Source organism: Microbacterium sp. str. 'China' (assembly GCF_002993305.1).
Taxonomy (GTDB): Bacteria; Actinomycetota; Actinomycetes; order Actinomycetales; family Microbacteriaceae; genus Microbacterium; species Microbacterium paraoxydans.
In genome coordinates this window covers 1,017,105-1,042,377 of sequence record NZ_CP027434.1, presented here as the reverse complement: position 1 = coordinate 1,042,377, position 25,273 = coordinate 1,017,105, and the positions used below count along the sequence as shown (strand labels likewise).

The following is a 25,273-nucleotide window of genomic DNA, read 5'->3' as shown; positions in this document are numbered from 1 at the left end:
GTGCTCCTGTGTGTTCTGCGCGCGTGCGCGGTGGGGCCGGACGCGGGCGCGTCAGGCGGGGAATCCCGACCGGGCGGTGTACCCGAAGTCGCTGAGGAGGGTGGTGCCGTTGACCGCCCGGCTCCGCGGGGAGAGGAGGTAGGCGACGTGCGCGGCGACCTCGTCGGCGCTCTGCACGGGGAAGGCGGGCTCGTCGAACGCCGCGGCGCCGAGGTCGCCCCGGCTCATCGGCGTGTCGACGATGGACGGTGACACCGCGTTCACGCGCACCCCGGTGCCGGCGAGGTCGACCGAGAGCGCCCTTCCGAACTGGACGAGCGCCGCCTTCGACGCGGCGTAGGGGGCCATGCCCGGGGAGGCCACGACAGCCGAGTCGCTCGCGAGCAGCACGACGGATCCGGCGGCGGACTCCCGGAGCGCCGGCATCGCGTGCTTGAGCACGAGGAACGCGCCGGTGACGTTGACGGCGAGGACGCGGTTCCACACCTCCAGGGGGGTCTCCTCGATCGGCGTCCCGACCGGGCCGGAGATCCCGGCACAGCAGACCACCGCGTCGAGACCGCCCAGCGCGCGGACACCGGCGTCGACGGCGGCGGCCACCTGCTGTTCGTCCGTGACGTCGGCGGCGAGCAGCACCGGATCGATGCCGGCCTCCCCCGCCGCGTCCCGGAGCGCGGCGGCGTCCCGGTCGAGCAGCGCGACCCGCACCCCCTCGGCGGCGAGCGCCCGGGCGACGGCACGACCGATGCCGGAGGCAGCCCCCGTGACGAGGGCCGTCGTGCCGTCGAGCTGCAGGTCCATCGCATCCTCCGACCGCGGCCCGGCGCCGCGCGGCGCCGACGAGACAGCGGTGTCGTCCCGGTCATCCTGCTCCGCGGTGCGGAGGGCCCGCACGCTCGACGCCGGGGTGTGCGCGGTGGCACCATCGTCCTTCGCTCACGGTCAAGCGTCGGAACGGGGCGGCGAGCAGACTCGCTCTATCGACGATTCCCCTCGTCGTCGATGCCGTGTCCACACGGCCGTCACCCGAGCAAAGGAGCCGACGTGGCAGAGCAGACCTCCGCACCCACGACGCCGCACCACACCTCCCTCCGCCCCGGCGCCCTCGGCGTCGCCGGCATCGTCTTCCTCGTCCTGGCCGCCGTCGCGCCGCTGACCGGGATCGTCGTCGTCGCCTCGCTCGCCATCGCGCTGGGCAACGGCGGCGGCACCCCGATGGCGTTCTTCCTCGTCGCGGCCATCCTGCTGCTGTTCGCGATCGGCTACGCCCAGATGTCGAAGCAGCTGGTGAACGCCGGAGGCTTCTACGCCTTCGTCGTGAAGGGCCTCGGCCGCACCGGCGGACTCGTCGCGGGCCTCATCGCGACGCTCGGCTACAACTTCTTCGTCGTCGGCACGATCGGCACCAGCGGCTTCTTCATGCAGACGATCATCCGCGACCTCACCGGTCTGGACGTGCACTGGCTCGTCTGGGGTCTGCTGTCGATCGTCGTGTGCTTCGTTCTCGCCCGGATCGGCGTCGACTTCAGCTCGAAGGTCCTCGGCGTGTGCCTCGTGCTCGAGGTGCTCATGCTCGTCGTGTTCGACGTCTCCGTGCTCGTGCAGACCGGCTACGACGTGGCGGCGTTCAGCCCGGAGGCCGTGTTCTCCGGCTCGCTGCCCATCGGGCTGCTGCTCGCGGCGACCGGCTTCCTCGGGTTCGAGGCCACCGCGCTCTTCAGCGAGGAGGCCAAGCAGCCGCTGCGCACCATCCCGCGGGCGACCTACACCTCGATCATCGCGATCGGCGTGATCCTCGGCGTCACGACCTGGGCCGTGGTGAGCGCGACCGGCGTCGCACAGGCGCAGGCCACCGCGCTGGAGCACCTGCCCACGGGCGACCTCATCTTCTCGCTCTCGCAGCAGTACCTGGGCGGCCCGCTCACGACCGTGATGATGGTGCTGCTCCTGGTGAGCCTGTTCGCGGCGATGCTCGCGTTCCACAACTCCGCCACCCGCTACCTGTACTCGCTGGGACGCGCGAAGATCCTCCCGCAGGCCCTCGCCCGCACCCGCCCGAACGGCGCCCCGCAGCTCGCGGGCATCGTGCAGGCCGGCTTCGCGGCGATCGTGGCGATCCTGTTCGCCCTCGCCGGTGCCGATCCCATCGTCACACTCGTGCCCGCGATGCTCGGCTTCGGCACCCTCAGCGTGCTGATCCTGCAGGGACTCGCGGCGATCTCGATCGTCGTGTACTTCCGGCGCCGGAACGACCCTCGGTGGTGGAGCACGTTCATCGCTCCAGGCATCGGCTTCCTCGGCATCGCGGCCATCTCGATCCTGGCGATCGTGAACTTCAACATCGTCGCCGGCTCCGAGGAGCTCGCGATCCGTCTGATGCCGCTCCTGCTCGTGCTCGCGCTGATCGGCGGCATCGTCTACGCCGCCTACCTCCGCCGCGCGAAGCCCGCCGTCTACGACGGTCTCGCGACCGACCTGGAGCGGTTCAGCGACCGCTGACGCCCGCGCCGACCCCGTTCTCCGAAGGAAGGAAATCCCATGACGACCCTCAACCCCGCCGACACCTCCACCTGGCTGCCGTTGGAAGGACTCGCCCCCGGCTTCGACGCCAACAAGGCCCCGCACAGCACCGCCCTGAGCGGTCGCGAGATCGCCGTCGTCGACGACCGCGGCACCCGCATCGTCCACCGCTTCGACGACTCGACGGTCGCCTGGGAGTACCAGCCCGGCGCCGAGGACCCCACGGAGGCCGCGTCCGACACCGACGACTACGAGGCGTTCGAGGTCGACGACGAGCTCTACTTCGTGCAGTTCCACCACCGCTACCTCCCGAACGAGGCCGTCTCGCTCGTCCTCGACCTGCGGCACGGACGCTCCCTCGCGGTGATCTCCGAGATCCTCCCCGCGCCCGAGCAGGGCCGCACCCGCGTGCAGCACCACTTCGCCCCCGGCACCATCGAGGGCGCCGACGTCACCGGCGCCGAGGCCGCCCCCACGATCACGCTCATCGGCCGTCGGGTGGAGTGGGTCTACAGCGAGGAGCACGCCTACGAGCACGTGTACCTCTCCCCGCGCTGGTACTCGTGGCAGTGCCTGGCCGGTCCCGAGCGCGGGCTCGCCGACACCGACGAGAACAGCGTGTGGGAGGTGCGCCCCGGGATCTACGTCTTCGCGTGGCGCGAGAAGGTGATCCCGTGCGCCTCGGTCACGATCGCCGACCACCGCGACGTGAACGCGATCCGCTCCCACGGCGTGCTGTTCGGGCTGGACGAGAGCGGTGAGGTGCCCACGCACTTCACGTTCGGCGCACACGGCCGCCTGCTGTCGACCACCCACCACACCCCGTCGCTCGAGCCCGCGACCTTCGGAGACGCCTGACATGACCGACGTCGCCGACCTCATCGTCACCGGTTCCGTGATCCGCACGTCGGACCGCGCCCGCCCGCGTGCCGAGGCCTTCGCCGTACGAGACGGACGGATCCTCGCCGTCGGCGACCGCGCCGACGTGGAGGCGTTCCGCGGCCGTCGCACGCGGCTGGTCGAGGTCGGCGACGCGGCGGTCTACCCCGGGTTCGTCGACGTGCACAACCACCACGCGCTCGCCGGACGGACCGAGCTGTTCGAACTGTCGCTCGCCCCCTCGCTCACGCTCGACGAGATCCTGGACCGGGTGCGGGAGAAGGCACAGACCCTGCCCGAGGACGCGTGGATCGTCGGCGGCGCCGTGGCCACGACCCTGCTCCCGACGCTGGCGAACACCGCCACGCGGCGCCGGCTGGACGAGGCAGCGGGCGGACGGCCGGTGGCGCTCATGGAGGACTCCCGCCACAACCGCTGGGCCAGCACCCGGGCCCTGGAGCTGGCCGGCATCACGGCGGACAGCATCCCGACCTCCGGGGTGACGCTGCTCGACCCCGACGACGGCACGCCCACCGGCGTGCTCCTGGAAGCCGCCGGCATCCCGGTGCAGGAGGCGTACGACCGCAGCGGCGGACTCACGCCGGAGCAGCACGCCGCCGCGTCTCGCCGCGGCATCGAGCTGCTGAACTCCTTTGGGATCACGGCGTTCCAGGACGCCGGGGTCTCCGTCGACATCCTCGCCGCGCTCGCCGGACTCGACCGCGCCGACGAGCTGCACGCCTGGGTGGTCTCCTCGCTCCTCATCAACGACGAGATCTTCGGGTTCGACCCCATCGGCGCTCCCCTGCTCGACCGCGGCGAGGATTTCCGCACGCCGCACCACCGTCCCGACTTCGTGAAGATCTTCCTCGACGGCGTGCCGCCCGCCCGCACCGCCTCGTTCCTCGACCCGTATCCGGCGGATCCGGTGCACGGCGCGCACTTCCACGGCGAGACGACCATGACCCTCGACGAGCTCACCGACTGGCTCCGGGCCGTCGCGGCGCGCGGTCTCGGGGCCAAGGTGCACTGCACCGGCGACGGGTCGGCACGCCTCGTGCTGGACGCCGCCGAGCGCCTGCGCGCGGACGGATTCACGACGCCGGTGCAGATCGCGCATGGGCAGTTCCTCGCGGAGAGCGACATCCCCCGACTCGCGGCGCTGGACGTCTCCGCCGACATCTCCCCGTTCATCTGGTACCCGGGCGTCATCCCCCAGGCGCTCGCGGACGTGCTGGGAGAGCGTGCCGAGCACTCGCAGCCCAACCGCGCGCTCCTCGACGCCGGGGCCCTCGTGGCCGGCGGCTCGGACTGGCCGGTGAGCGAGTCGCCGAACACGCTCGAGGGCCTGCAGGGGCTCGTGACACGCGCCGATCCGCTCGGCCGCGCCCCCGGCACGCTGTGGCCGGAGCAGGCGATCTCGGCCGAGGAGGCGCTGGAGGTCTTCACGATCAACGCCGCGACGGCGATGGGGCTCGGCGCCGAGACCGGGTCCCTGACCCCCGGCAAGTCGGCCGACTTCGTGATCCTGGAACGGGATGCGATCGGCGGACCGGCGGAGGAGATCGTGCACACCGAGGTCGTCTCGACATGGTTCGCCGGGCGCACGGTGCACGAGCGCTGAACACGACGCGCCGTACGATGGGCGCATGCGCCGCTTCCCCGCCTCCGTCTACCGGGTCGGGGACGAGCCCGATCCCCGGTTCTCCCTCGCCAACGAGCGCACGTTCCTGGCCTGGACCCGGACCGGACTGGCGCTGATCGCGGGTGGCGTCGCGCTCGAGGTCCTCGGCCTCGACCTGCACCCCGGCTTCCGGCTGGCCGCCTCGCTGCTGCTGATGATCGCCGGCACGGCCGTGGCCCCGCTCGCCTGGTTCGAGTGGATGCGGGCCGAACGCGCCCTCCGACAGGGACGGCCCCTGCCGGGCGCGCTGTCGGCGGTGGTGCTCGCCGTGGTCGTCGTGACGACGGGGCTGCTCGTCCTCGCCGGGGTGCTGTGGCGCTGACGGAGCCCTGCCGATGACCGCCCCCGATACTCCCGCGCCCGACACCTCGGCGCCCGATCTGTACGATCCCGGGCTGCAGCCGGAGCGCACGGAGCTGGCCTGGCGGCGCACGGCCCTCGCGATCGCGGTCGGCTCGCTGCTGTCGCTGCGGGTGTTCCCCCTCGTGCTGCCGACCGGCGCCGAGGGGTGGGGCCTCGTCCCGGGCGTGCTGGGCGTCGGCACGGCGGCGCTGCTCTGGATCGCCGCTCGCCATCGGCAGCGCCGGACGACCGCGGTGCTCACCGCCCGGGCGCGCGGGCCGCTGCCCGGCGGCGGACTCCCGCTCGCGCTGACGGTGTTCGCGACCGGGTTCGGTCTCGTCGCCCTCGCGCTCGTGGCGGTGACGCTGCTCACGCGCTGACACCCAGGAGCGCGGGGCGATCACGACAGATGCCGTGACCGCCCCGCGTCCCCTCGCCGCCCTCCCTCAGTCCGCGAGGAGGAACCGCGCGCCGCGTTCGCCGATCATGGCCGCGGGCGCGTTGGTGTTGCCGGTGGGCACGGTCGGCATGACCGAGGCGTCGATCACCCGGAGCCCCTCGATCCCGCGCACCCGGAGCTGCGGGTCGACCACCGACTCCGGGTCGGAGCCCATGCGACAGGTGCCGACCTGGTGGTGATAGGTGATGGCCGTGCGGCGCACCCACTCCTCCACGTCGTCGTCCGCCACGTCCGGCCCGGGGTAGACCTCGACCGCTCCCCACTCCTCGGCGAGCGCGGGCTGCGTGCCGATCCGGCGGCACTGGCGCACGGAGGCCGCGAGGGCGTCGGCGTCTCGTTGATCCTCCAGCGCCGCCAGGTCGATGTGCGGCAGGTCGTCGAGGCCGGGACCGGTGAGGCGCAGCTCGCCGCGGCTGTACGGCGTCACCAGGCCCGCCATGAGCGTGAACCCGTCGGTGCCCTTCGGCTCGAGCTCTCCCCACATCGGGACGGAGAAGTGGATGGGCTGCGTGTCCGGCTGCGCGAGGCCGTCGCGGCTGCGCCAGAACAGATGGCTCTGCGTGACGGAGACCCCCGGCTGCGGCGGGCCGACGGGCTTCTTCTCGGTCGCGAAGACGACCGGCGACAGGAGGTGGTCGTGCAGGTTCTTGCCCACAGCGGGGGCGTCGAGCACGACGGGGATGCCGAGCGCACTCAGCTCGTCGGCGGGACCGATGCCCGAGCGGAGCAGGATGACAGGAGTGCCGAGTGCGCCCGCCGAGAGGATGACCTCGTCCGCGAACACCTCCTCGGTCTCGTCGCCCTCCCCCAGCCGGATACCGACCGCACGACCATCGCGCACGATCACGGAGTGGACCGCGCGGCCGGTGAGGATCGTCATCCGGTCGGCGACGGGCTGCGCGTACACGGTCCAGGTGTTGACGCGCCGTCCGTCCTTGATCGTGACCTGCTCCTGGGAGACCCCGTCGAGCGTGCCCCCGTTGTAGTTCGGGTTGCGCGGCAGCCCCTCCTCCACGGCGGCGTCGATGATCGAGGCCTGGATGGGCGCGAGCGCGTAGTCATCGGTCACGGGCAGCAGGTCGTTCTCGATCGCGTCGTAGATCGGCTCGACCTCGGCCCAGCCCCATGCGGTCGCGCCGGCCGCCTCCCACGCGTCGTAGTCGGAGGCCGCGCCGCGCACCCAGATCATGGCGTTCAGCGCGTGCGACCCACCGGTGACCTTGCCGCGAGGAAGATGCAGCCGACGACCGGCCGCGTGCGGCTGCGGCACGGTGAAGAAGTCCCAGTCCTCGGCGGAGTGCCACAGCTCGCCCGCCCGCGAGGGGTCGTGGATGGCCGGGTTCGTGTCGTAGCCGCCCGCCTCGACGAGCGTCACCGCGACACCGGCGTCGGTGAGACGCCGCGCGACGATGGCGCCCGACGTACCGGCCCCGACGACGATCGCGGAGCGCACCGCACCGTTGTTCGCCGCGGTCACGCTCACGCCTTCCGGCCGGGTCCGGAGACGACCTGGGTCACGGCGACGGACTTGAGCCCCTCGACGCCGAACTCCAGCCCGTAGCCCGAGCTCTTCACGCCGCCGAACGGCACCATCGGGTGCAGCCCGCCGTGCGAGTTGATCCACACCGTGCCGGACTGCATGCGCGCCGCGACGGCGCGGGCCTCCTCCGGGTCGCTCGCCCACACCGACGCGCCGAGACCCACGTCGAGGGCGTTCGCGAGCGCGAAGGCCTCGTCGACGTCGCTGTACCGGATGACGGGGAGCGCGGGACCGAACTGCTCCTCCTGCACGAGCGCCGCGTCGTTGTCGATGTCGGCGACGATGGTGGGCCGGTAGAACAGCTCGCCGAGGTCGGCGGCCGGCTCTCCACCGGTGACGATCCGGGCGCCGCGGCTCCGCGCATCGTCGACGAGGCGACTGACGATGTCGAACTGCGGGCGGTTCTGCAGCGGCCCGAGCACGTTGCCCTCGTCGAGCCCGTTCCCCATCGGCACCTGCGCGGCGATGGCGGCGAGCGCGTCCACGACCTCGTCGTACACGGAGTCGTGCACGTAGAGGCGCTTCATGGCGGCGCAGGTCTGTCCGGTGTTGATGAACGCCCCCCAGAAGAGGTCTTCCGCGATCGCGGAAGGGTCCGTGCCGGGGAGCACGATGCCCGCGTCGTTGCCGCCCAGTTCGAGCGTGAGGCGGGCGAGGTTGCCCGCGGAGCTCTCGATGATGCGGCGCCCGGTCGCGGTGGAGCCGGTGAACATGATCTTGGCGATGTCGGGGTGCGAGGAGAGGCGCGCCCCCACCTCGCGGTCGCCGGACACGCCGATGAGGACGTCGGCGGGCAGCACGTCGTTCATCACGGCGAGCATCGCCAGGACGCTCAGCGGGGTGTATTCGCTGGGCTTCGCGACGACCGTGTTGCCCATGCGCAGCGACGGCCCGATCTGCCAGATGGTGATCATGAGCGGCCAGTTCCACGGCCCGATGGCGCCGACCACGCCGGCCGCTTTGTACACGAGCTCGGCGTGCAGCGTCTCGTCGTCGACGAGGACCTGCGGCTCCAGGACGGTGGTGGCGTTGGTGCGCAGCCAGGCCGAGCAGGCGCCGAGCTCGAACCGCGCGTTGGGGCCGTTCAGCGGCTTCCCCTGCTCCCGCGACAGAAGATAGGCGAGCCCCTCGGCGTTCGCGTCGATGGCGTCGGCCGCGGCGAGGAGGAGCGCGCTCCGCTTCTCGTGTCCGAGCGCCTCCCACGCGGGCTGCGCGGCCTTCGCGCGGGCGATGGCGTCGTCGAGGTCGGAGACCGTGGCCACGGGCGCGCGTCCGATGACCTCCCGCGTCGCGGCGTCGGGGATCTCGCGCCCCTCGCCCTGCGGGGCCTGGATGCGGTCGAGCAGCGCCGCAGCGGCGGAGGCCGCGGAATCGGCTGGTCCGTGGTCGACGGCTACGGGAACGGCGGAATCGGACATCGGTGTCTCTCCTTCGAGCGGGTCACGGCGCGGACGCCGGTCTTCTTCTCATTCTCGGTCGGCCTTTCCCGCCGCACTTGTCGCGGAGCGCGCCGGAGATGTCCCCGCGCGAAGGATGCGCTCCCGCGCCGGTCCCGCGTGAGCGAATCGGGCCCCTGTGAGCGAATCGGCCCCCGTCCGGTCCGTGAAGCCGCGAAGCACCGGGCGCGGCATGCGCCATCGTCGCCGCGGATCCCACCACGCCGGCCCTCGCACCTGCGGCACTCCCCCGCGCATGCGGATCTGCCACCCCGAGGTGTCCAGAGTGCGGTGGTGATGCCAGCACAGCGCGACCCCGTTGTCGGTGTGCGTCGGGCCCCCGTGCGCGTGCTCCGTGACGTGGTGGATCTCGCACCAGGCGGCGGGGACGTGACACCCGGGGATGAGGCACTCGCCGTCCCGCACGCCGATCGCCCGGCGCTGCGCCGGGGTGAAGATCCGGTCGCTCGACCCGAGCCCGACGATCCTCCCGCCTGCCCCCAGCACGACCCGCTGGACCGTCCCTCCGCACGCCGTGTGTGCGGTCACCCGCGTCGACACCGGCGTCTCGACGCCCTCGACCCGCGCCCAGCCGCGCCCCGTGGCATAGTCCTCGGCGCCGACCGTGACCACGAGTGTCGGGGCCCCACCGCCCAGCCGTGGCATGTCGTCGTGCCGGGCCGCGATCCCCAGGGCCGCCGCGAGCGCGTCGTACTGCTTCTGTGCCCGCGTGCGCCCGTCGGCCATCCCGCCGGGGTCGCCGGACGGGAGCACATCGTCGTCCGGAGACACCGCGGTGTGCCGCCACTCAGCATCCGCGAGTTCCGCGGACGGCACGAAGTGCACGCCGGGAAGCGGCGGCCCGTCGACCTTCGGGTTCAGGTACGCGTCCCAGATCCGCTGCAGCTGCCCCGCGACCTCGGGCAGCAGTGCGCCCCGGACCGGGATCACACCGTCCTTGGCGCGCCCCAGCACCAGACCGCGAGCGCGCAACGCGATGTCTTCCGCGGGCTCCGCGCCGTCGGGGTCGAGGTACTGCACGATGAGCTGCGCCCGCACCCGCAGCTCCTCGGGCGTCGGCGCCGGACCGGGCTCGTTCTCGTCATCCTCACTGTTCTCGTCGTCGCTCTCCTCACCCCGAGCGACCTCCGCGAGATACGCGTCGGCCTCCCAGCGGTCGGCGAGGCGCACGCGAGGGCCGGCCTGCTCGATCGGCCCGGTCGCGGCCAGCAGCCCGGTCACGCCGATCGCCGCGTCGAGGAGCGCTTCACGCAGCGCCGGCCACCGCGCCGGCAGCCACTCCCCGGAGGAGAGATCGACCTCGCGTCGCACCAACCGCGCAGCCTTCACCAGGCGCGCGGCGGACGCGCCGTCGGTGCGGAGCACACGCTGCAGCAGCTCGTTCATCGAGCGGCAGCCGAACCGTCCGCAGAACGCCGGTTCCCCGGACCCCGCCGGACGCGGATCGACGCTCGCCACCGCGTCGACGATCACGGCCTCCACGCGTCGCTGGATCTCACCCGCGACCCGCAGCAGGTCCATCATCGCCCCGGCATCGAGAGCGCCTACGGTGCCGGACTGCAGCACGGCGTCGAGAGCGACGACCGTGTCGTCGAGAACCGCTGCCGGGGTGCTTTCCATACGACGATTCAACAGAGGGCCACCGACATTGCGAGGCCGGATTACCCCTGCTCAGAGCGATATTCCAGTACGCGCGAAGGACTCCTCCTGCACGCGAAGAGACGCGCAATCACCTCTCCACACCACCGCCGCACCCCAACGACCCCGTCACGGGAGACGACCGTCACGCCCGGTCGAAGTCCTCGAAGATCAGGATCGTCCGTGTCGAGCGGATCGACGGGATCGCCTGGATGTCCTCCAGCACGATGCGGCGCAGGTCGCGGGCGTCATTGGCGCGCACCAGCAGCAGCACGTCGAAGTCGCCGCCGACGAGCGCCATGTGCTCGATCTCCGGGATCGCCCGGAGCCGCGCGCTCACCTCCTGCCACGTGGCCTGTTCGATCGCGAGGGTCACGTACGCGCTCGCGTGATGCCCCAGCAGCACGGGGTCGGTGCGCACGGTGTAGCCGGTGATCACTCCGGCATCGGTGAGGCGCTTGATGCGGGCATGCGCCCCCGCGCGGGAGATATGCACCGCCTCGGCGATCGCGGTCATGGACGCCCGCGCATCCCGCCGCAGCTCCGCGAGGATCGCGCGATCCGTCTCGTCCAGCGCCGCCATGGCACCCCCCTCCCGTCCGGGAAATCCTGACATTTCGGAAGCCATTGTGGCATGTCTCGAGCAATCGTCCACGATCCCTCGACGGATCTTGGATGACTGTCGCACGCGCGGCATGCTGTCCTCATCGAGTTCGGCAAGGAAGGCGGACGGATGCACCCCCACGACATGCTCCCGCGAGACACCGCGGTACGACTGATCGCCGAGGACGGGACCACCCTCCCCGACGAGGCCTACGCGCTCCCCGCCGCCGACGTCCTGCTGGCGGCCTACCGCGGCCTCGTCGAAGGCCGTCGCATCAACGATCAGGCCGGCGCGCTCGTGCGCCAGGGCCGCCTCGCGGTCTACCCGTCGTCGCACGGCCAGGAGGCCTGCCAGGTGGCCGCGGCGATGGCACTCGGCGACACCGACTGGCTCTTCCCCACCTACCGCGACTCGGTCGCCGTGATCGCCCGCGGCGTCGCGCCTGCGGAGGCGATGGTGCTCCTCAAGGGTGACTGGCACTCGGGCTACGACGTGCGCGCGCACCGCGTCGCCCCGCAGGCCACCCCGCTCGCGACTCAACTCCTGCATGCGGTCGGCTTCGCGCAGGCGGCGAAGCACCGCGGCGAGGACACCGTGGTGCTCGCGCTCTGCGGCGACGGCGCGACGAGCGAGGGCGACTTCCACGAGGCGATGAACTTCGCGGCGGTGTTCCACGTGCCCGTCGTGTTCTTCGTCCAGAACAACGAGTTCGCGATCTCGGTCCCCCTCTCCCGGCAGACCGCCGCCCCCTCCCTCGCCCACAAGGCGGTCGGCTACGGCATGCCGGGGCAGCGCGTCGACGGCAACGACGTGGCCGCGGTCCTCGCGGTGCTCACGGAGGCCGTGGACCGCGCCCGCGCCGGTGGCGGCCCCTCCCTCGTCGAGGCGCACACCTACCGCATGCAGGCGCACACCAACGCCGACGACGACACCCGCTACCGCCAACGCGAGGAGGTGCAGGCCTGGCTCGCCCGCGATCCGCTGCTCCGCCTGCGCGCGCACCTCACCGCGACCGGCGCTCTGGACGACGAGGCAGAGTCGCGCTTCGCCGCGGGCGCGGAGGAGATCGCCGCCGCCATGCGCACCGCCCTGAACACCGATGCGGAGCTCGACCCGGAAGACCTCTTCCGCTTCGTGACCGCGACCCGCTCGCCGCAGCGTGAGGAGCAATGGCGGCTCCTCCGCGACGAGATCGCCCGCTCCCACCCCGCCGAGACGATGACGACCGGAGGCCCCCGATGACCATCGCCGAGCACGAGACGCCGGTCGCGACGGACGCCGCCACCACGACGACCATGACCATGGCCGCCGCCCTCAACCGCGCCCTCGCCGACGCCCTCGCCGCGGACTCTGACGTGGTCGTGTTCGGAGAGGACGTCGGAGCCCTGGGCGGCGTCTTCCGCATCACCGACGGACTCACCGCCCGCTTCGGCGAGGACCGCTGCTTCGACACCCCGCTCGCGGAGTCCGGCATCATCGGCACCGCCGTCGGCATGGCGATGAACGGGATGCGCCCCGTCGTCGAGATGCAGTTCGACGCCTTCGCCCTCCCCGCGTTCGAGCAGATCGTGAGCCATGTCGCGAAGCTCGGCAACCGCACCCGCGGCGGGATGCGCATGCCGCTCGTGATCCGCATCCCGTTCGGCGGCGGCATCGGGGGCGTCGAGCACCACTGCGACTCGTCCGAGGCGTACTACGCGCACACGCCCGGCCTCACCGTCGTGAGCCCGTCCACCCCGCAGGACGCCTACTCACTGCTCCGGGCAGCCATCGCCTCGCCGGACCCGGTGGTCTTCCTCGAGCCCAAGAAGCTCTACTGGTCGAAGGGCGAGGTCGACACCGCGGTGACGGCGGAGATCGGCGCGGCGCGCATCGCCAGGGAGGGCTCCGACGTGACCCTCCTCGCGTACGGAGCCTCCGTGCCGCTCGCGCTGGAGGCGGCGGAGGTCGCCGCGGGCGAAGGGCGCAGCGTGCAGGTGGTCGACGTGCGCTCCCTCTCCCCCTTCGACGACGAGACGGTCACCGCGGCGGTGCGGTCCACGGGACGCGCGGTCGTCATCGCCGAGGCCCCGGGATTCGTCAGCGTCGCCTCCGAGATCCAGGCCCGGGTGTTCGAGCGCTGCTTCGAGTACCTGGAAGCCCCCGTGCGGCGGGTGACCGGGTTCGATACCCCGTACGCGCCGCCGAAGTTCGAGCACTGGTACCTGCCGGACGTCGATCGGGTGCTCGACGCGATCGACACGTTGCACTGGGAGGACGACGTATGAGCACCCCGGTGAAGACCGCAACCCGCGTGTTCCGCCTCCCCGACCTCGGCGAAGGACTCACCGAGGCCGGCCTCGTGCAGTGGCTGGTGGCCGTCGGCGACACGATCGCGACCGATCAGGCCATCGCCGAGGTCGAGACCGCGAAGAGCGTCGTCGAACTGCCCTCGCCGTTCGCGGGTGTCGTGACGGCGCTGCACGGCACGCCCGGCGACACCATCGACGTCGGCGCCCCGGTGCTGGAGGTCGCCGACCCCAGCAGCGAGGAGACCGCGTCCGCGCGGCAGGCCCCCGCCGCGCAGCCCGAGCACGAGGCGTACCGGCAGGAGGAGCGTGCGGGGTCGGGCAACGTCCTCATCGGATACGGCACCTCCGCGTCCGCCTCGACGGGTCGGCGACGTCGCCCCGCGGCACCACGCCCCACACCGGCACCCGCCTCGACAGCGCCCGCACCGGCGGCCCCCGCCCCTACCGCTCCGGAGTCGCCCGCACCGGCCTCCCGCGAGCCCGCGCGACCCGCGCCGGTCGCCGTCCGGTCGCCGCTCGTGCGGCGCCTCGCCCGCGACCTGGGCCTCGACGTGCACACGATCTCCCCCACCGGAGCGGACGGGGCGATCACGCGCGCCGACGTGCTGCGCGCCGCCGTGGACCACGCGGTGGACGGCGTCGCCGCGGCCCCGACGCCGACCTCCGCGACCGCTCCCACCGGCGAGATCGACGGCCTCCCGGTTCGCAGTCGCGAGCGCCTGTCCCCGCTGCGCCGCACCGTGAGCGCCCGGCTCGCCCGCAGCCGCTCGGAGATCCCCGAGGCCACCGTGTGGGTCGACGTCGACGCCACCGAGCTCTGGAATCTCCGCGGGCAGATGGCTCCCGAGGGCGCGAAGGCCCCGTCGATCACGGCGCTGCTCGCGCGCTTCGTGCTGCTGGCACTGGAGGACTACCCGGTGCTCGCCTCCCGGCTCAGCGACGACGGCTCCGAGCTGATCTCGTTCGAGGGCGTGAACCTCGGCGTCGCGGCCGACACCGAACGCGGTCTCCTCGTCCCGGTCGTCCCGCACGCGCACCGGCTCACGGTCACCGACCTCGATGTCGCCCTGCGCGAGCTCGCGGCCACCGCGCGCACCGGCACGCTGCCGCCCGAGCGCCTCCGCGGATCGACCTTCACCCTCAACAACTACGGCGGGCTCGGCGTCGACGGCTCCGCGGCGATCATCAACCACCCCGACGTCGCGATCCTCGGCATCGGCCGGATCATCGAGCGCCCCTGGGTCGTGGACGGGGTGATCGTGCCGCGTCGCATCGTCCAGCTCTCGCTCGTGTTCGACCACCGGGTCTGCGACGGCGGGTATGCGGCCGGATTCCTCCGCCGCGTGGTGGAGCTCATCGAGCATCCGCTCCGCGCCTTCGGGCGGGTCTGAGGTCGACCCGGCCGGCGAACCCTCGTGGGCGGAGCGCCGATACGCTACGCTCGGCGATTACTGACCGATCATTCGGTAAGTCATCGCCGACGTACCCGCGTCGGCGCTCCCCCCTCGCAGAACAACGGAGTTCGCATGACCTCAGCCACCGCAGCCGCCTCGTCGACCGGAAGGATGCCCGCCGAGGAGCGGCGCGTCCTCGCCGGCACCCTCGTGGGGACGTCGATCGAATGGTACGACTTCTTCATCTACGCCCAGGCGGCGGGCCTCGTGCTCGCCCCGCTCTTCCTCGCCCCCATCGCGGAGTCGAGTCCCGGGCTCGCCCAGGTGCTCTCCTTCGCGACCATCGGCATCTCGTTCCTGTTCCGCCCGCTCGGCGCGATCGTCGCCGGACACCTCGGCGACAAGCTCGGCCGGAAGAAGATGCTCGTCTTCACCCTCGTGATGATGGGGCTGTCCACCTCCCTCATCGGCCTGCTGCCGACGTACGCCGCCATCGGCGTCGCCGCCCCGATCCTCCTGATCCTCCTGCGCATCCTGCAGGGCTTCTCGGCCGGCGGCGAATGGGGCGGCGCGGCGCTCATGGCCGTCGAGCACGCCCCGACGGCGCGACGCGGCCTCTTCGGCGCGTTCCCGCAGATCGGCGTGCCGGTCGGCATGATCCTCGCCACCTTCACCCTCTGGGCGCTCACGAGCTCGATGTCCCCCGAGGCCTTCCTCGAGTGGGGCTGGCGCATCCCGTTCCTGCTCTCGATCGTGCTCATCGCGGTCGGCTACGTCATCCGTCGCGCGGTCGACGAGAGCCCCGTGTTCGAAGACCTCCGTCGCCGTCGCAAGGAGGCGTCGGCGCCCCTCGGGCAGCTCTTCCGGGCGCACACGAAGCAGGTCGTCCTCACGGCCGTCATCTTCATCGCCAACAACGCCGCGGGCTACCTGCTGATCGCCTTCTTCGCGACGTACGCGGTGACGGGTCTCGGCATGGAGCGCCCGCCGGTGCTGCTGGCGACCACGCTTGCCTCGTTCGGCTGGCTGATCTTCACACTGTGGGGCGGTGCGCTGTCCGACCGCCTCGGCCGCATCCGCACGTTCCAGATCGGGTACGTCGCCCTCGCCGTGTGGGCCATCCCGATGTGGTTCCTCATCGACACCGCGAACATCGTCTGGTACTTCGTGGCCCTGTTCGTCATGACGTTCGCGCTCGGACTCTCGTACGGCCCGCAGGCGGCGCTGTACGCCGAGATGTTCCCCGCGAACGTGCGCTACTCGGGCGTCTCGATCGGCTACGCCCTCGGGGCCATCCTCGGCGGCGCGTTCGCACCGATGATCGCGGAGGCGCTGCTGAACCAGTTCCACGCCGCGTGGACGATCGGCGTGTACATCGCCGTCGCGTCGATCATCTCGCTCATCGGCGTCTCGCTGGTGAAGGAGACGAAGGGCGTGGATCTCAGCGTCTGACTCCTGGTCCGGGATCGCGGCCGGCCGTATGCCTGTGCCATAATTACCTTACGATCGGTCAGTAATTCACGACCGGCCGCTCCCGGACCACACCAGGACGACGAAGTCAGGAGATCCGCATGCCAGAGGCCTACCTCGTCGGAGGCGTCCGCACCCCCGTCGGCCGCTACGGCGGCACCCTCTCCGCCGTCCGTCCCGACGACCTCGCGGCGCTCGTCGTCGGCGAGGCCGTGCGTCGCGCCGGGCTCGACCCGGCGCGTACGGAGCTGGACGAGGTCATCCTCGGCGCCGCCAACCAGGCCGGAGAGGACAACCGGAACGTCGCCCGGATGGCCGTGCTCCTCGCCGGTCTCCCCGACACCGTGCCGGGCATCACGGTCAACCGCCTGTGCGCCTCCGGGATGTCCGCCGTCACCATGGCCGCGCAGGCGATCCGCGCGGGCGACGCCGATCTCCTCGTCGCCGGGGGCGTCGAGTCGATGACCCGCGCCCCCTGGGTGCAGGCCAAGCCGGAGAAGGCGTGGGCGAAGCCCGGAGCCGCGTTCGACACCTCGATCGGCTGGCGCTTCCCGAACCCGCACCTCATCGCGCGGGACAAGGCCACCTTCACGATGCCGGAGACGGCGGAGGAGGTGGCCCGCGTCGACGGCGTCACGCGCGCCGAGGCCGACGCCTTCGCCGTCCGCTCGCAGCAGCGCGCCGCCGCCGCGATCGCCGCCGGCCGCTTCGCCCCGGAGATCGTCGGCGTCCCGGTCCGCGACGGCGAGGTGCTCGTCGACGAGGGCCCGCGCCCGGATACCACCCTCGAGGTGCTCGCGCGCCTCCGTCCCGTCGTGGCCGGCGGAGAGGTCGTCACGGCCGGCAACTCCAGCGCCCTCAACGACGGCGCCTCGGCCGTGCTCGTGGCGAGCGCCGAAGCCGTCGAGCGCCACGGCCTGACGCCCCGCGCGCGGATCGTCGTCGGCACCTCGGCCGCCCTGGCTCCGGAGATCATGGGACTCGGACCGGTCCCCGCGACGGAGAAGGCGCTGCGCCGCTCGGGGCTCTCCCTCGACGCCATCGGCGCCGTGGAGCTCAACGAGGCGTTCGCCTCGCAGTCGCTCGCCTGCATCCGGCGGCTCGGCCTCGACGAGGACCGCGTGAACGCCGACGGCGGCGCCATCGCTCTCGGCCACCCGCTCGGCTCGTCCGGCTCGCGCCTGCTCGTGACGCTGATGGGACGCATGGAGCGCGAGGACTCCCGTTACGGCCTCGCCACGATGTGCGTCGGCGTCGGCCAGGGCGCGGCCGTGATCCTGGAGAAGGTGTGAGGGGCACGGACGAGCCGCTGCTCGTCACCCGCACCGCGGACCGCGTCGTCGCGACCCTGAACCGTCCGCACAAGCGCAACGCGATCGACCAGGCCACGATCGACGCCCTGCACGCGCTGTGCGCCGAGCTGGAGGAGACGCCGCGCACGCTCATCCTCACCGGCGCCGACGGGGTGTTCGCGGCGGGCGCCGACATCGCCGAGCTTCGGGACCGTCGCGCCGACGACGCCCGTCGCGGCATCAACGCCCACGCGTTCGTCCGCGTCGCGGAGCTGCCGATGCCCGTGATCGCCGCGATCGACGGCTACGCGCTCGGCGGTGGCGCGGAACTCGCGTATGCCGCCGACATCCGCCTCGCGACGCCGACCCTGAAGATCGGCAACCCGGAGACCGGCCTGGGCATCCTCGCCGCCGCCGGAGCGAGCTGGCGGCTCAAGGAGATCGTGGGCGACGCCCGTGCCATCGAACTGCTGCTCACGGGACGCACCGTGCACGCCGAGGAGGCCCTCCGCATCGGGCTCGTCTCCTCGCTGCACGAACCCGCAGACCTCCTCGCCGCCGCCCATGCGGTCGCCGACCGCATCGCCCGCAACGACCCTGCGGCGACCATCGCGACCAAGCGGGTGTTCCGGGCGCCGCGCGACCAGCACCCCGCGGTCGACCTCGAGGAGCAGGCCGCGCTGTTCGAGAGCCCGGAGAAGCACCGTCGCATGACCGCCTTCCTGGAACGGAGAGACCGATGAGCACGCCCTCCTCCCCCGAGGCCGCAGTCCCGGCCCGCGTCGGCGTGCTGGGTGGCGGACGCATGGGCGCTGGTATCGCCCACGCCTTCCTCCTCGCCGGATCGCCTGTGACCGTGGTCGAGCGGGACGACGCCGCCGCCGCGGCCGCTGCCGCCCGCGTGCACGGGTCGATCGACGCCTCGCTCGCCCGCGGCACGGCGATCGAGACGGCCGAGGTCTACCGGGCGCGGTTCGCGACCGGGACCGACGCCGCCCTGTTCGCGGACTGCACCCTCGTCATCGAGGCCGTCCCGGAGGAGCTGTCGCTCAAGATCGAGGCGCTCACCCGTGTCGAGCAGCACCTCGCGGACGATGCGGCGCTGGCGTCCAACACCTCGTCCATCTCGATCGACGAGCTCGCCGCGGTGCTCGACCGCCCCGAGCGCTTCCTCGGGATGCACTTCTTCAACCCGGTGCCCGCCTCGACCCTGGTGGAGGTGGTCCGTGGCGGCGCGACCGCGGAGACTCTCGTCGCGGACGCGGCCTCCTGGGTCCGCGCGCTGGGCAAGACGCCCATCGTCGTCGCCGACGCCCCGGGTTTCGCATCGTCGCGGCTGGGCGTCGCCCTCGGCCTCGAGGCGATCCGGATGCTCGAGGACGGCGTCGCCTCCGCGGCCGACATCGACGCGGCCATGACCCTGGGCTACAAGCATCCGGTGGGGCCGCTCCGGCTCACCGACATCGTCGGGCTGGACGTCCGGCTCGGCATCGCCGAGTACCTCGCGGCACAGCTCGGCCCGCGCTTCGAACCCCCGGCCCTGCTGCGTCGCCTCGTCGCGGAGGGGCACCTCGGCCGCAAGAGCGGACGCGGCTTCTACGAATGGGACGACTGATGAAGGGAACCCCCATGACCGAGATCCTCCCCAGCTACGTGCAGGGCTCCTGGTGGACGCCCGCCTCCGACGCGGACGCCACCGCGGTGCGCGACGCCTCGACCGGGGAGACGGTGGCCCGCGTCTCCACCGCCGGTCTCGACCTCGGTGCGGCGCTCGACTTCGCCCGCACCACCGGTCAGGCGGCGCTCGGCGAGCTCACGTTCCACCAGCGCGCCGTCCTGCTCAAGCAGCTCGCGCTCGCGCTGACCGCCCGCAAGGAGGAGCTGTACGCGCTCTCCAGCCGCACCGGCGCCACCGCGCAGGACTCCTGGGTCGACATCGACGGCGGCATCGGCGTGCTCTTCGCGTACTCCAGCAAGGGCCGCCGCGAGCTGCCGAACGCGAAGGTCTACGTCGACGGCGCCGTGGAGAACCTGTCGCGGGACGGCTCCTTCCTCGGTCGGCACATCTACACCCGGCTGCCCGGGGTGGCGGTGCAGATCAACGCCTTCAACTTCCCCGTCTGGGGCTCGCTGGAGAAGTTCGCGCCGGCCTTCCTCGCCGGTGTCCCCACGGTCGTGAAGCCCGCCACCCCCACCGGCTACCTCACCGAGGCCATGGTGCGGGTGATGGTCGAGTCCGGGCTGCTGCCCGAGGGGTCGCTGCAGCTCGTGTCCGGCAGCGTCCCCGACCTCTTCGAGCACCTCCGGCTGGGCGACCTCGTCGCGTTCACCGGTTCCGCGTCGACGGCGGAGCGGCTGCGGGCGCACGACGCGGTGCAGACCGGCGGAGTCCGCTTCACCAGCGAGACCGACTCGATCAACGCCTCGGTGCTCGGCACGGATGCGACCTCCGGCACCCCGGAGTTCGACGCCTACGTGAAGCAGCTCGTCGCGGAGATGACGTCCAAGGCCGGACAGAAGTGCACCGCGATCCGGCGGGCGATCGTGCCCGAGGAGGCGGTGGACGACGTGATCGCCGCGGTGCGCGACCGGCTCGCCGCGCGGATCGTCGTGGGCGACCCGCGCGCCGAGGGCGTGACGATGGGACCGCTCGCCTCGACGGCCCAGCGCGACGAGGTGCTCCGGCAGGTGACGCGGCTCCGCGAGGGCGGCGGCGAGCTCGTGATCGGCTCCCCCGAGACGCCGACGGTCCGCCGTGCGGACGGCAGCGAGGGCCCCGCGGAGGACGGCGCGTTCGTGGCGCCGATGCTCCTGCGCTTCGCCGATGCGACCAGCCCCGCCGTGAACGAGATCGAGGCGTTCGGCCCCGTCTCCAGCATCCTCGGCTACCGCACGCTGGACGAGGCGGCGGCGCTCGTGGCCCGGGGCGGCGGCTCGCTCGTGACGAGTGTCGCGACGCACGACCCGGAGGTCGCGACGACGCTGGCCACGGGGATCGCCGCGTACAACGGGCGCGTGCTCTTCCTCGACCGCGACGACGCCCGCAGCTCGACGGGCCACGGCTCGCCGCTCCCGAACCTCGTGCACGGCGGTCCCGGTCGCGCCGGCGGCGGAGAGGAGCTCGGCGGCATCCGGGCGGTGCTGCACCACATGCAGCGCACCGCGGTGCAGGGCTCCCCGGAGATGATGACCGCGCTCACCGGGGTCTGGCACCAGGGGGCCTCGGCCCGTCCGTTCGACACCGGCGACGGCGTGCACCCCTTCCGCAAGTCGCTGGCGGAGCTGCGCATCGGGGATCAGGTCGTCAGTCCCTCGCGCACCGTCACCCTCGACGACATCGAGACGTTCGCGGCGTTCACGGGCGACACGTTCTACGCGCACATGGACGAGGCGTCGGCGGCGGCGAACCCCTTCTTCCCCGGACGCGTGGCCCACGGCTACCTGCTGGTGTCGTGGGCGGCGGGGCTCTTCGTCGACCCGGCTCCCGGGCCCGTGCTCGCGAACTCCGGGCTGGAGAACCTGCGCTTCGTGACGCCGGTCTCCCCTGGCGACGAGATCCGCGTCGAGCTCACCGCCAAGCAGATCACGCCGCGGGAGACCGACGAGTACGGCGAGGTGCGCTGGGACGCGGTCCTGAAGAACCAGGACGACGAGCTCGTCGCGACCTACGACGTCCTGACCCTCGTCGCGAAGGAGCTCACCCCCGCCTGACCCCGAGACCCCGGGTTCTCGTCGAGGCCCCGCCCTTCCCACGCGGAGACGGCGGGGCCTCGGCGCGAAGACGGGGTCTCGCGAGTCAGGGGTGGCGGAGGCCGTCGAGGGCGATCGCGACGACGTCGTCGGCGAGACGGTCGGCGCCCTCGCGACCACCGGGGCGGTACCACTCGACGATGGAGTTGATCATGCCGAACGTCAGGCGGGCGACGACGGCCGCGTCGATGTCGGAGCGCAGGGCCCCCTCGGCCTGCGCCTCCGCGACGAGGGCCGTGATGCGGCGGTCGAACGCCCGCCGCCGGGTGAGGGCGCGGCGCTCGACGTCCGTGTTCCCGCGCACGCGCAGCAGCAGCGTCACGGCGGGGAGCTGGTCCACGAGCACGTGGACGGCGCCGCGGAGCACGTGCTCCAGGCGGGCGACCGCATCGGCGGCTCCCTCACCCTCCGGAAGGGGCGCGTCGACCACGGCTTCGAGGCCGCCGAGAGCACTGTCGAGGGCCCGGTCGAGCATCTCGTCCTTCGACCCGAAGTGATGGTAGATCGCCGACTTCGACAGCCCGAGGCGCTCGGCGAGCATCCCGATCGAGGTCGCGTCGTAGCCGTGCTCGTTGAAGGCGGCCACCGCGACGGCGAGGATCCCCTGCTGGTCGTACCCGGGGCGGCCGCGCCGCGTGGTCTGCATCTCGGACATCCCCCTCAGTCTCGCACCGCCCGCGCCGCGCACCGCGGAAGACGGGTGCGAGACCCCCGCGTGTCAGCGCAGGTCGTAGACGCGCTTGTACTTGCCCTCGCTGCGCGGCAGCGCCCCGGGCTCCTCCAGCCGGACGGCGACCGACGAGCCGATGAACACCTTGATGCGCTGCACCAGCACCTGCGCCGCCGCCTCGCACGTCTCCACGGACAGGTCGGGGTGGCGCTCGATGCGCACCGTGAGGGCGTCCATCCGGCCCTCCTTCGTCAGCTCCAGGATGAAGTGCGGCGTGAGCTGCTCGATCCCGAGCACCAGCTCCTCGATCTGCGTCGGGAAGAGGTTGACGCCGCGCAGGATGATCATGTCGTCGTTGCGCCCGGTGACCTTCTCCATCCGCCGCATACCCGGACGCGCCGTGCCGGGGAGAAGGCGGGTGATGTCGCGCGTGCGGTAGCGGATGACGGGGAACGCCTCCTTGGTGAGCGAGGTGAAGACGAGCTCGCCCCGTTCGCCGTCCGGCAGAGCCTGCAGGCTGTCGCCGTCGATCACCTCCGGCAGGAAGTGGTCCTCCCACAGGTGCGGGCCGTCCTTGGTCTCGAGGCACTCGTTGCCGACGCCCGGCCCCATGACCTCGCTGAGCCCGAAGATGTCGAGGGCGTCGATGCCGAGCCGCTGCTCCAGCTCGTGCCGCATCTCATTGGTCCAGGGCTCCGCGCCGAGCACCGCCACCTGGAGCGAGGTGGACCGCGGGTCGATGCCCTGCGCCGCCATCGCGTCGGCGATCGTGAGCAGGTAGCTCGGGGTGCACAGGATCGCGTCCGGCTCGAAGTCGCGGATGAGCTGCACTTGGCGGGCGGTCTGTCCGCCCGACATCGGGATCACGGTGGCACCCAGGGCCTCGATGCCGGCATGCGCCCCGAGCCCGCCGGTGAACAGGCCGTACCCGTAGGCGTTGTGCACCTTCATGCCGCGCCGGATGCCGCTGGCGCGGAGCGACCGGGCCACCAGCGTCCCCCAGCGGTCGAGGTCGCCGCGCGTGTAGCCGACGACGGTCGGGCGGCCCGTGGTGCCGCTGGACGCGTGGATGCGGGCGACGTCGGCCATCGGCACCGCGAACATCCCGAACGGGTACGTCTCGCGCAGGTCGTCCTTGGTGGTGAAGGGCAGCCGGTGCACGTCGTCGAGCGTGCGGATGTCGTCGGGATGCACGCCCACGTCGTCGAACTTCCGCGTGTAGAGCGGCACGTTGCGGTAGGCGTGCTGCACGGTCCACTGCAGGCGCTCGAGCTGGAGCTGCTCGATCTCGGCACGGCTCAGCCGCTCCTCGGGATCGAGCTCCTCAGTCGTCGGCGGGCGGAGGGCGGAGGCGGGGGCGGTCATCGTCGACACGGGGACTCCTCGGAACGGGTGGGATCAGAAGGTGCGGGAGGTGGTGCGGGAGCGGCCGCGGAACTCGGCGACGGCGTCGCCCTGCTCGTCCACGACCGTCACGTCGTAGAGGCCGGAGCGACCGGTGCGGGTGCGGCGGACGGCCGTCGCGGTGAGCGTCTGCCCCGCGACGGTGGGCTTGAGGAACGAGATGTCGGCACCGGCAGCCACCGTCACCCGATCGTCCTCGTTGCAGGCGATCGCGAAGGCGGTGTCGGCGAGCGCGAACACGAGGCCACCGTGGGTGATCTGGAAGCCGTTGGTCATGTCCTCACGGACGCGCATGGACACGACCGCGTATCCCGGGTCGTCGCGTTCGACCACGAGCCCGAGCATCGCCGAGGCCCGGTCGCGTTCCATCATGGCCCGGTTCGGCCGCACAGCCTCCGCCGTATCCGTCGCCTCCGTCATCGCCGACCTCCTCGTCGTGCTGGGACGGGACCACCGCGTCCCGTCCGCCCATACTAACTGAACGATCGGTCAGTAACGCAAGGAGGTCGGGACGACGGTCGACGGTTCACCTGATCGTGAGCGGCGGCCAGAGGGTCGCGTCCTCCACGGTCACCCCGGTGATGACGGCCGCGGGGTCCGCCGCATCCCGATCGGCGCGGAAGCGGATGATGCCCCCGTCCCGCGTCGCTGACTGGTAGAAGTACTCCCCCGACGAGACGATGCGGATGAAGGTGCCCTCCGGGAATGCGGCAGTCGCCTCCGTCACCGGCGCGCCGATGCGGACTCCGCCCGTCGCGGGCAGGTCGGCACCGTCCGGCTCGACGTCGCCCTGCACGTTCGCGATGCCGGCGGTGATCCCCGCGAGCGTCGTGCCATCGTCCGTGAACTGCAGCAGGAGCGTGCTCGCGTCGTCCCCGCTCGTGAGGCGCACCAGCGTGTCCGTCCCGCCGGCGGCCTGCGCGGTCGTCCCCGGGACCGCCGCCAGCGCCTCCTCGCGAGACATACCCAGCTGGAGCGGTCCGACGCCCATCGCGGTCATCTCCCATTCGCTCCACGGGGCTGCGGGGTCGGCCGTCTCCGGCGTCGGCGTCGCGGGCGGCGTGGCGGTCAGCTTCTCCACGAAGGCGGTCTTCGCCTCCCCCGCGCGGTCACGCAGGAGCAGCGCCGCACGCTCGGCGTCGAACTCCGAACCGTCCCTGGCCGGCTGCCACAGGTGCACGATGATGTTCCCCACCGCGGCGAAGCCGTGGTGGGCCCGCCAGGCGCTCTGCCCCGAGCCCATCTCCAGGGTTCCGGCGAAGGCCCGGACGCCGTCCGTCTCCGGCGCCGCGACGGCGGCGAAGGTCCCCGCCCCCTGCGCATCGAACTGCGCGCACTGCTCGACGGTGTCGACCAGGTCGTCCATGCGCGACCCGGCGATGTCTTCCGACGGGAACTGCAGGATCTCCTGCTTCCCGCTCATGCCCGTGTCGTCCGCGTTCACCCACGGCACGGTTCGCGCGCCGATGCTGCCCATGGAGGCTTCCATGATCAGCAGCACGCAGACCGCCGGCGTGAACTCCGGGCCGCCGCCGTCGGAATACTGCAGCAGCGTGTCCTCGACCTCCGTCGCCGGAGGCGCGGAGGGAAGAAGATCGGCGACCTCGGCGGGCGTGAGGGCGAACGCGTCGAGCTCGTCCCCGACGAAGAGGAGGGGCCCGGAATAGGGATCGGGAGTGGGCGTCGGGGTCTCCGGCGCCCGTGATGCGGTCGCCGTGGGTGTCGCCTCGGGCGTCGCCGCGCACCCCGGGAGCACCACCAGCACTCCCGCCACCACAGCCGCGAGGAGCGCCGCTCCTCGCAGCTTCCATCCGCCGTGCACCGTCGCCGACATGAACCCTCCGCATGATCATGTGCGCCGTGAACACGGCGCCCCCT

Annotated in this window: 22 protein-coding genes; 13 read left to right on the top strand and 9 right to left on the bottom strand. The window is 72.3% G+C overall.

The window, feature by feature from the left end; all coding sequences use genetic code 11:
- Positions 1-51: 51 nt before the first annotated feature.
- Positions 52-801: an SDR family NAD(P)-dependent oxidoreductase gene (locus tag C6C15_RS04935; RefSeq protein WP_105950760.1), complete on the bottom strand. Its 750-nt coding sequence runs from the start codon at positions 799-801 to the stop codon at positions 52-54.
- 243 nt (positions 802-1,044) lie between these two features.
- Here C6C15_RS04935 and C6C15_RS04930 point away from each other — a divergent pair, with 243 nt between their 5' ends.
- From C6C15_RS04930 to C6C15_RS04910, 5 genes are read left to right on the top strand one after another with little or no spacing between them, the layout of a single operon-like run.
- Positions 1,045-2,499: an APC family permease gene (locus C6C15_RS04930; protein ID WP_105949426.1), complete on the top strand. Its 1,455-nt coding sequence runs from the start codon at positions 1,045-1,047 to the stop codon at positions 2,497-2,499.
- A gap of 39 nt (positions 2,500-2,538) precedes the next feature.
- Positions 2,539-3,378, top strand: coding sequence for a molybdenum cofactor biosynthesis F family protein (locus C6C15_RS04925; protein WP_105949425.1), 840 nt, complete (start codon positions 2,539-2,541; stop codon positions 3,376-3,378).
- Position 3,379: 1 nt separating this feature from the next.
- Positions 3,380-5,023, top strand: coding sequence for an amidohydrolase (locus tag C6C15_RS04920; protein WP_105949424.1), 1,644 nt, complete (start codon positions 3,380-3,382; stop codon positions 5,021-5,023).
- Positions 5,024-5,048: 25 nt separating this feature from the next.
- Positions 5,049-5,405, top strand: coding sequence for a YidH family protein (locus C6C15_RS04915; protein ID WP_025103854.1), 357 nt, complete (start codon positions 5,049-5,051; stop codon positions 5,403-5,405).
- Positions 5,406-5,418: 13 nt separating this feature from the next.
- On the top strand, positions 5,419-5,805 hold the full coding sequence (locus tag C6C15_RS04910; RefSeq protein ID WP_105949423.1) for a DUF202 domain-containing protein: 387 nt from the start codon (positions 5,419-5,421) through the stop codon (positions 5,803-5,805).
- A 66-nt stretch (positions 5,806-5,871) separates the two neighbouring features.
- Here C6C15_RS04910 and C6C15_RS04905 read toward each other — a convergent pair whose 3' ends face one another.
- The 4 genes from C6C15_RS04905 to C6C15_RS04890 form a co-directional block, all read right to left on the bottom strand.
- Positions 5,872-7,338, bottom strand: a complete 1,467-nt coding sequence (locus C6C15_RS04905) for a GMC family oxidoreductase (RefSeq protein WP_431866896.1) — start codon at positions 7,336-7,338, stop codon at positions 5,872-5,874.
- A gap of 26 nt (positions 7,339-7,364) precedes the next feature.
- Positions 7,365-8,843 carry an aldehyde dehydrogenase family protein gene (locus tag C6C15_RS04900; protein WP_234024218.1) on the bottom strand — a complete coding sequence of 493 codons (1,479 nt, stop codon included), beginning with the start codon at positions 8,841-8,843 and terminating at the stop codon, positions 7,365-7,367.
- A gap of 48 nt (positions 8,844-8,891) precedes the next feature.
- Positions 8,892-10,502: an HNH endonuclease signature motif containing protein gene (locus tag C6C15_RS04895; protein ID WP_105949421.1), complete on the bottom strand. Its 1,611-nt coding sequence runs from the start codon at positions 10,500-10,502 to the stop codon at positions 8,892-8,894.
- 163 nt (positions 10,503-10,665) lie between these two features.
- Positions 10,666-11,103: an Lrp/AsnC family transcriptional regulator gene (locus C6C15_RS04890; protein ID WP_071327392.1), complete on the bottom strand. Its 438-nt coding sequence runs from the start codon at positions 11,101-11,103 to the stop codon at positions 10,666-10,668.
- A gap of 150 nt (positions 11,104-11,253) precedes the next feature.
- Between C6C15_RS04890 and C6C15_RS04885 the strand changes: the two genes are divergently transcribed.
- From C6C15_RS04885 to paaZ, 8 genes are all read left to right on the top strand, one after another.
- Positions 11,254-12,366: a thiamine pyrophosphate-dependent enzyme gene (locus C6C15_RS04885; RefSeq protein WP_105949420.1), complete on the top strand. Its 1,113-nt coding sequence runs from the start codon at positions 11,254-11,256 to the stop codon at positions 12,364-12,366.
- Positions 12,363-13,391 (top strand): alpha-ketoacid dehydrogenase subunit beta, encoded by a 1,029-nt coding sequence (locus C6C15_RS04880; protein ID WP_105949419.1) that lies wholly within the window; start codon positions 12,363-12,365, stop codon positions 13,389-13,391. The genes C6C15_RS04885 and C6C15_RS04880 overlap by 4 nt, the downstream gene beginning before the upstream one ends.
- Positions 13,388-14,806, top strand: a complete 1,419-nt coding sequence (locus C6C15_RS04875) for a dihydrolipoamide acetyltransferase family protein (protein ID WP_105949418.1) — start codon at positions 13,388-13,390, stop codon at positions 14,804-14,806. Before C6C15_RS04880 ends, C6C15_RS04875 begins: the two co-directional genes overlap by 4 nt.
- A gap of 135 nt (positions 14,807-14,941) precedes the next feature.
- Positions 14,942-16,261 (top strand): MFS transporter, encoded by a 1,320-nt coding sequence (locus C6C15_RS04870; protein WP_105949417.1) that lies wholly within the window; start codon positions 14,942-14,944, stop codon positions 16,259-16,261.
- A gap of 119 nt (positions 16,262-16,380) precedes the next feature.
- On the top strand, positions 16,381-17,571 hold the full coding sequence (locus tag C6C15_RS04865; RefSeq protein WP_105949416.1) for a thiolase family protein: 1,191 nt from the start codon (positions 16,381-16,383) through the stop codon (positions 17,569-17,571).
- The gene (locus C6C15_RS04860; RefSeq protein ID WP_199787690.1) at positions 17,568-18,314 is read left to right on the top strand and encodes an enoyl-CoA hydratase/isomerase family protein; all 747 of its coding nucleotides are present in this window, start codon (positions 17,568-17,570) and stop codon (positions 18,312-18,314) included. Before C6C15_RS04865 ends, C6C15_RS04860 begins: the two co-directional genes overlap by 4 nt.
- Complete coding sequence (locus C6C15_RS04855) at positions 18,311-19,186, top strand: 3-hydroxyacyl-CoA dehydrogenase family protein (RefSeq protein ID WP_105949415.1); 876 nt, start codon at positions 18,311-18,313, stop codon at positions 19,184-19,186. Before C6C15_RS04860 ends, C6C15_RS04855 begins: the two co-directional genes overlap by 4 nt.
- A gap of 14 nt (positions 19,187-19,200) precedes the next feature.
- A complete protein-coding gene (gene paaZ / locus C6C15_RS04850; RefSeq protein ID WP_105949414.1) occupies positions 19,201-21,282 on the top strand; it encodes a phenylacetic acid degradation bifunctional protein PaaZ in 2,082 nt (693 codons plus the stop codon).
- An 85-nt stretch (positions 21,283-21,367) separates the two neighbouring features.
- Here the strand turns inward: paaZ and C6C15_RS04845 are convergent, their stop codons facing one another.
- The 4 genes from C6C15_RS04845 to C6C15_RS04830 form a co-directional block, all read right to left on the bottom strand.
- Complete coding sequence (locus C6C15_RS04845; RefSeq protein ID WP_060923116.1) at positions 21,368-21,976, bottom strand: TetR/AcrR family transcriptional regulator; 609 nt, start codon at positions 21,974-21,976, stop codon at positions 21,368-21,370.
- A 63-nt stretch (positions 21,977-22,039) separates the two neighbouring features.
- On the bottom strand, positions 22,040-23,356 hold the full coding sequence (gene paaK, locus C6C15_RS04840; RefSeq protein ID WP_105950757.1) for a phenylacetate--CoA ligase PaaK: 1,317 nt from the start codon (positions 23,354-23,356) through the stop codon (positions 22,040-22,042).
- A gap of 33 nt (positions 23,357-23,389) precedes the next feature.
- Positions 23,390-23,815, bottom strand: a complete 426-nt coding sequence (gene paaI, locus C6C15_RS04835; protein ID WP_105949413.1) for a hydroxyphenylacetyl-CoA thioesterase PaaI — start codon at positions 23,813-23,815, stop codon at positions 23,390-23,392.
- A gap of 106 nt (positions 23,816-23,921) precedes the next feature.
- Entirely contained in the window at positions 23,922-25,229 is a 1,308-nt protein-coding gene (locus tag C6C15_RS04830) for a sensor domain-containing protein (protein WP_105949412.1), read from the bottom strand.
- Positions 25,230-25,273 lie beyond the last annotated feature (44 nt).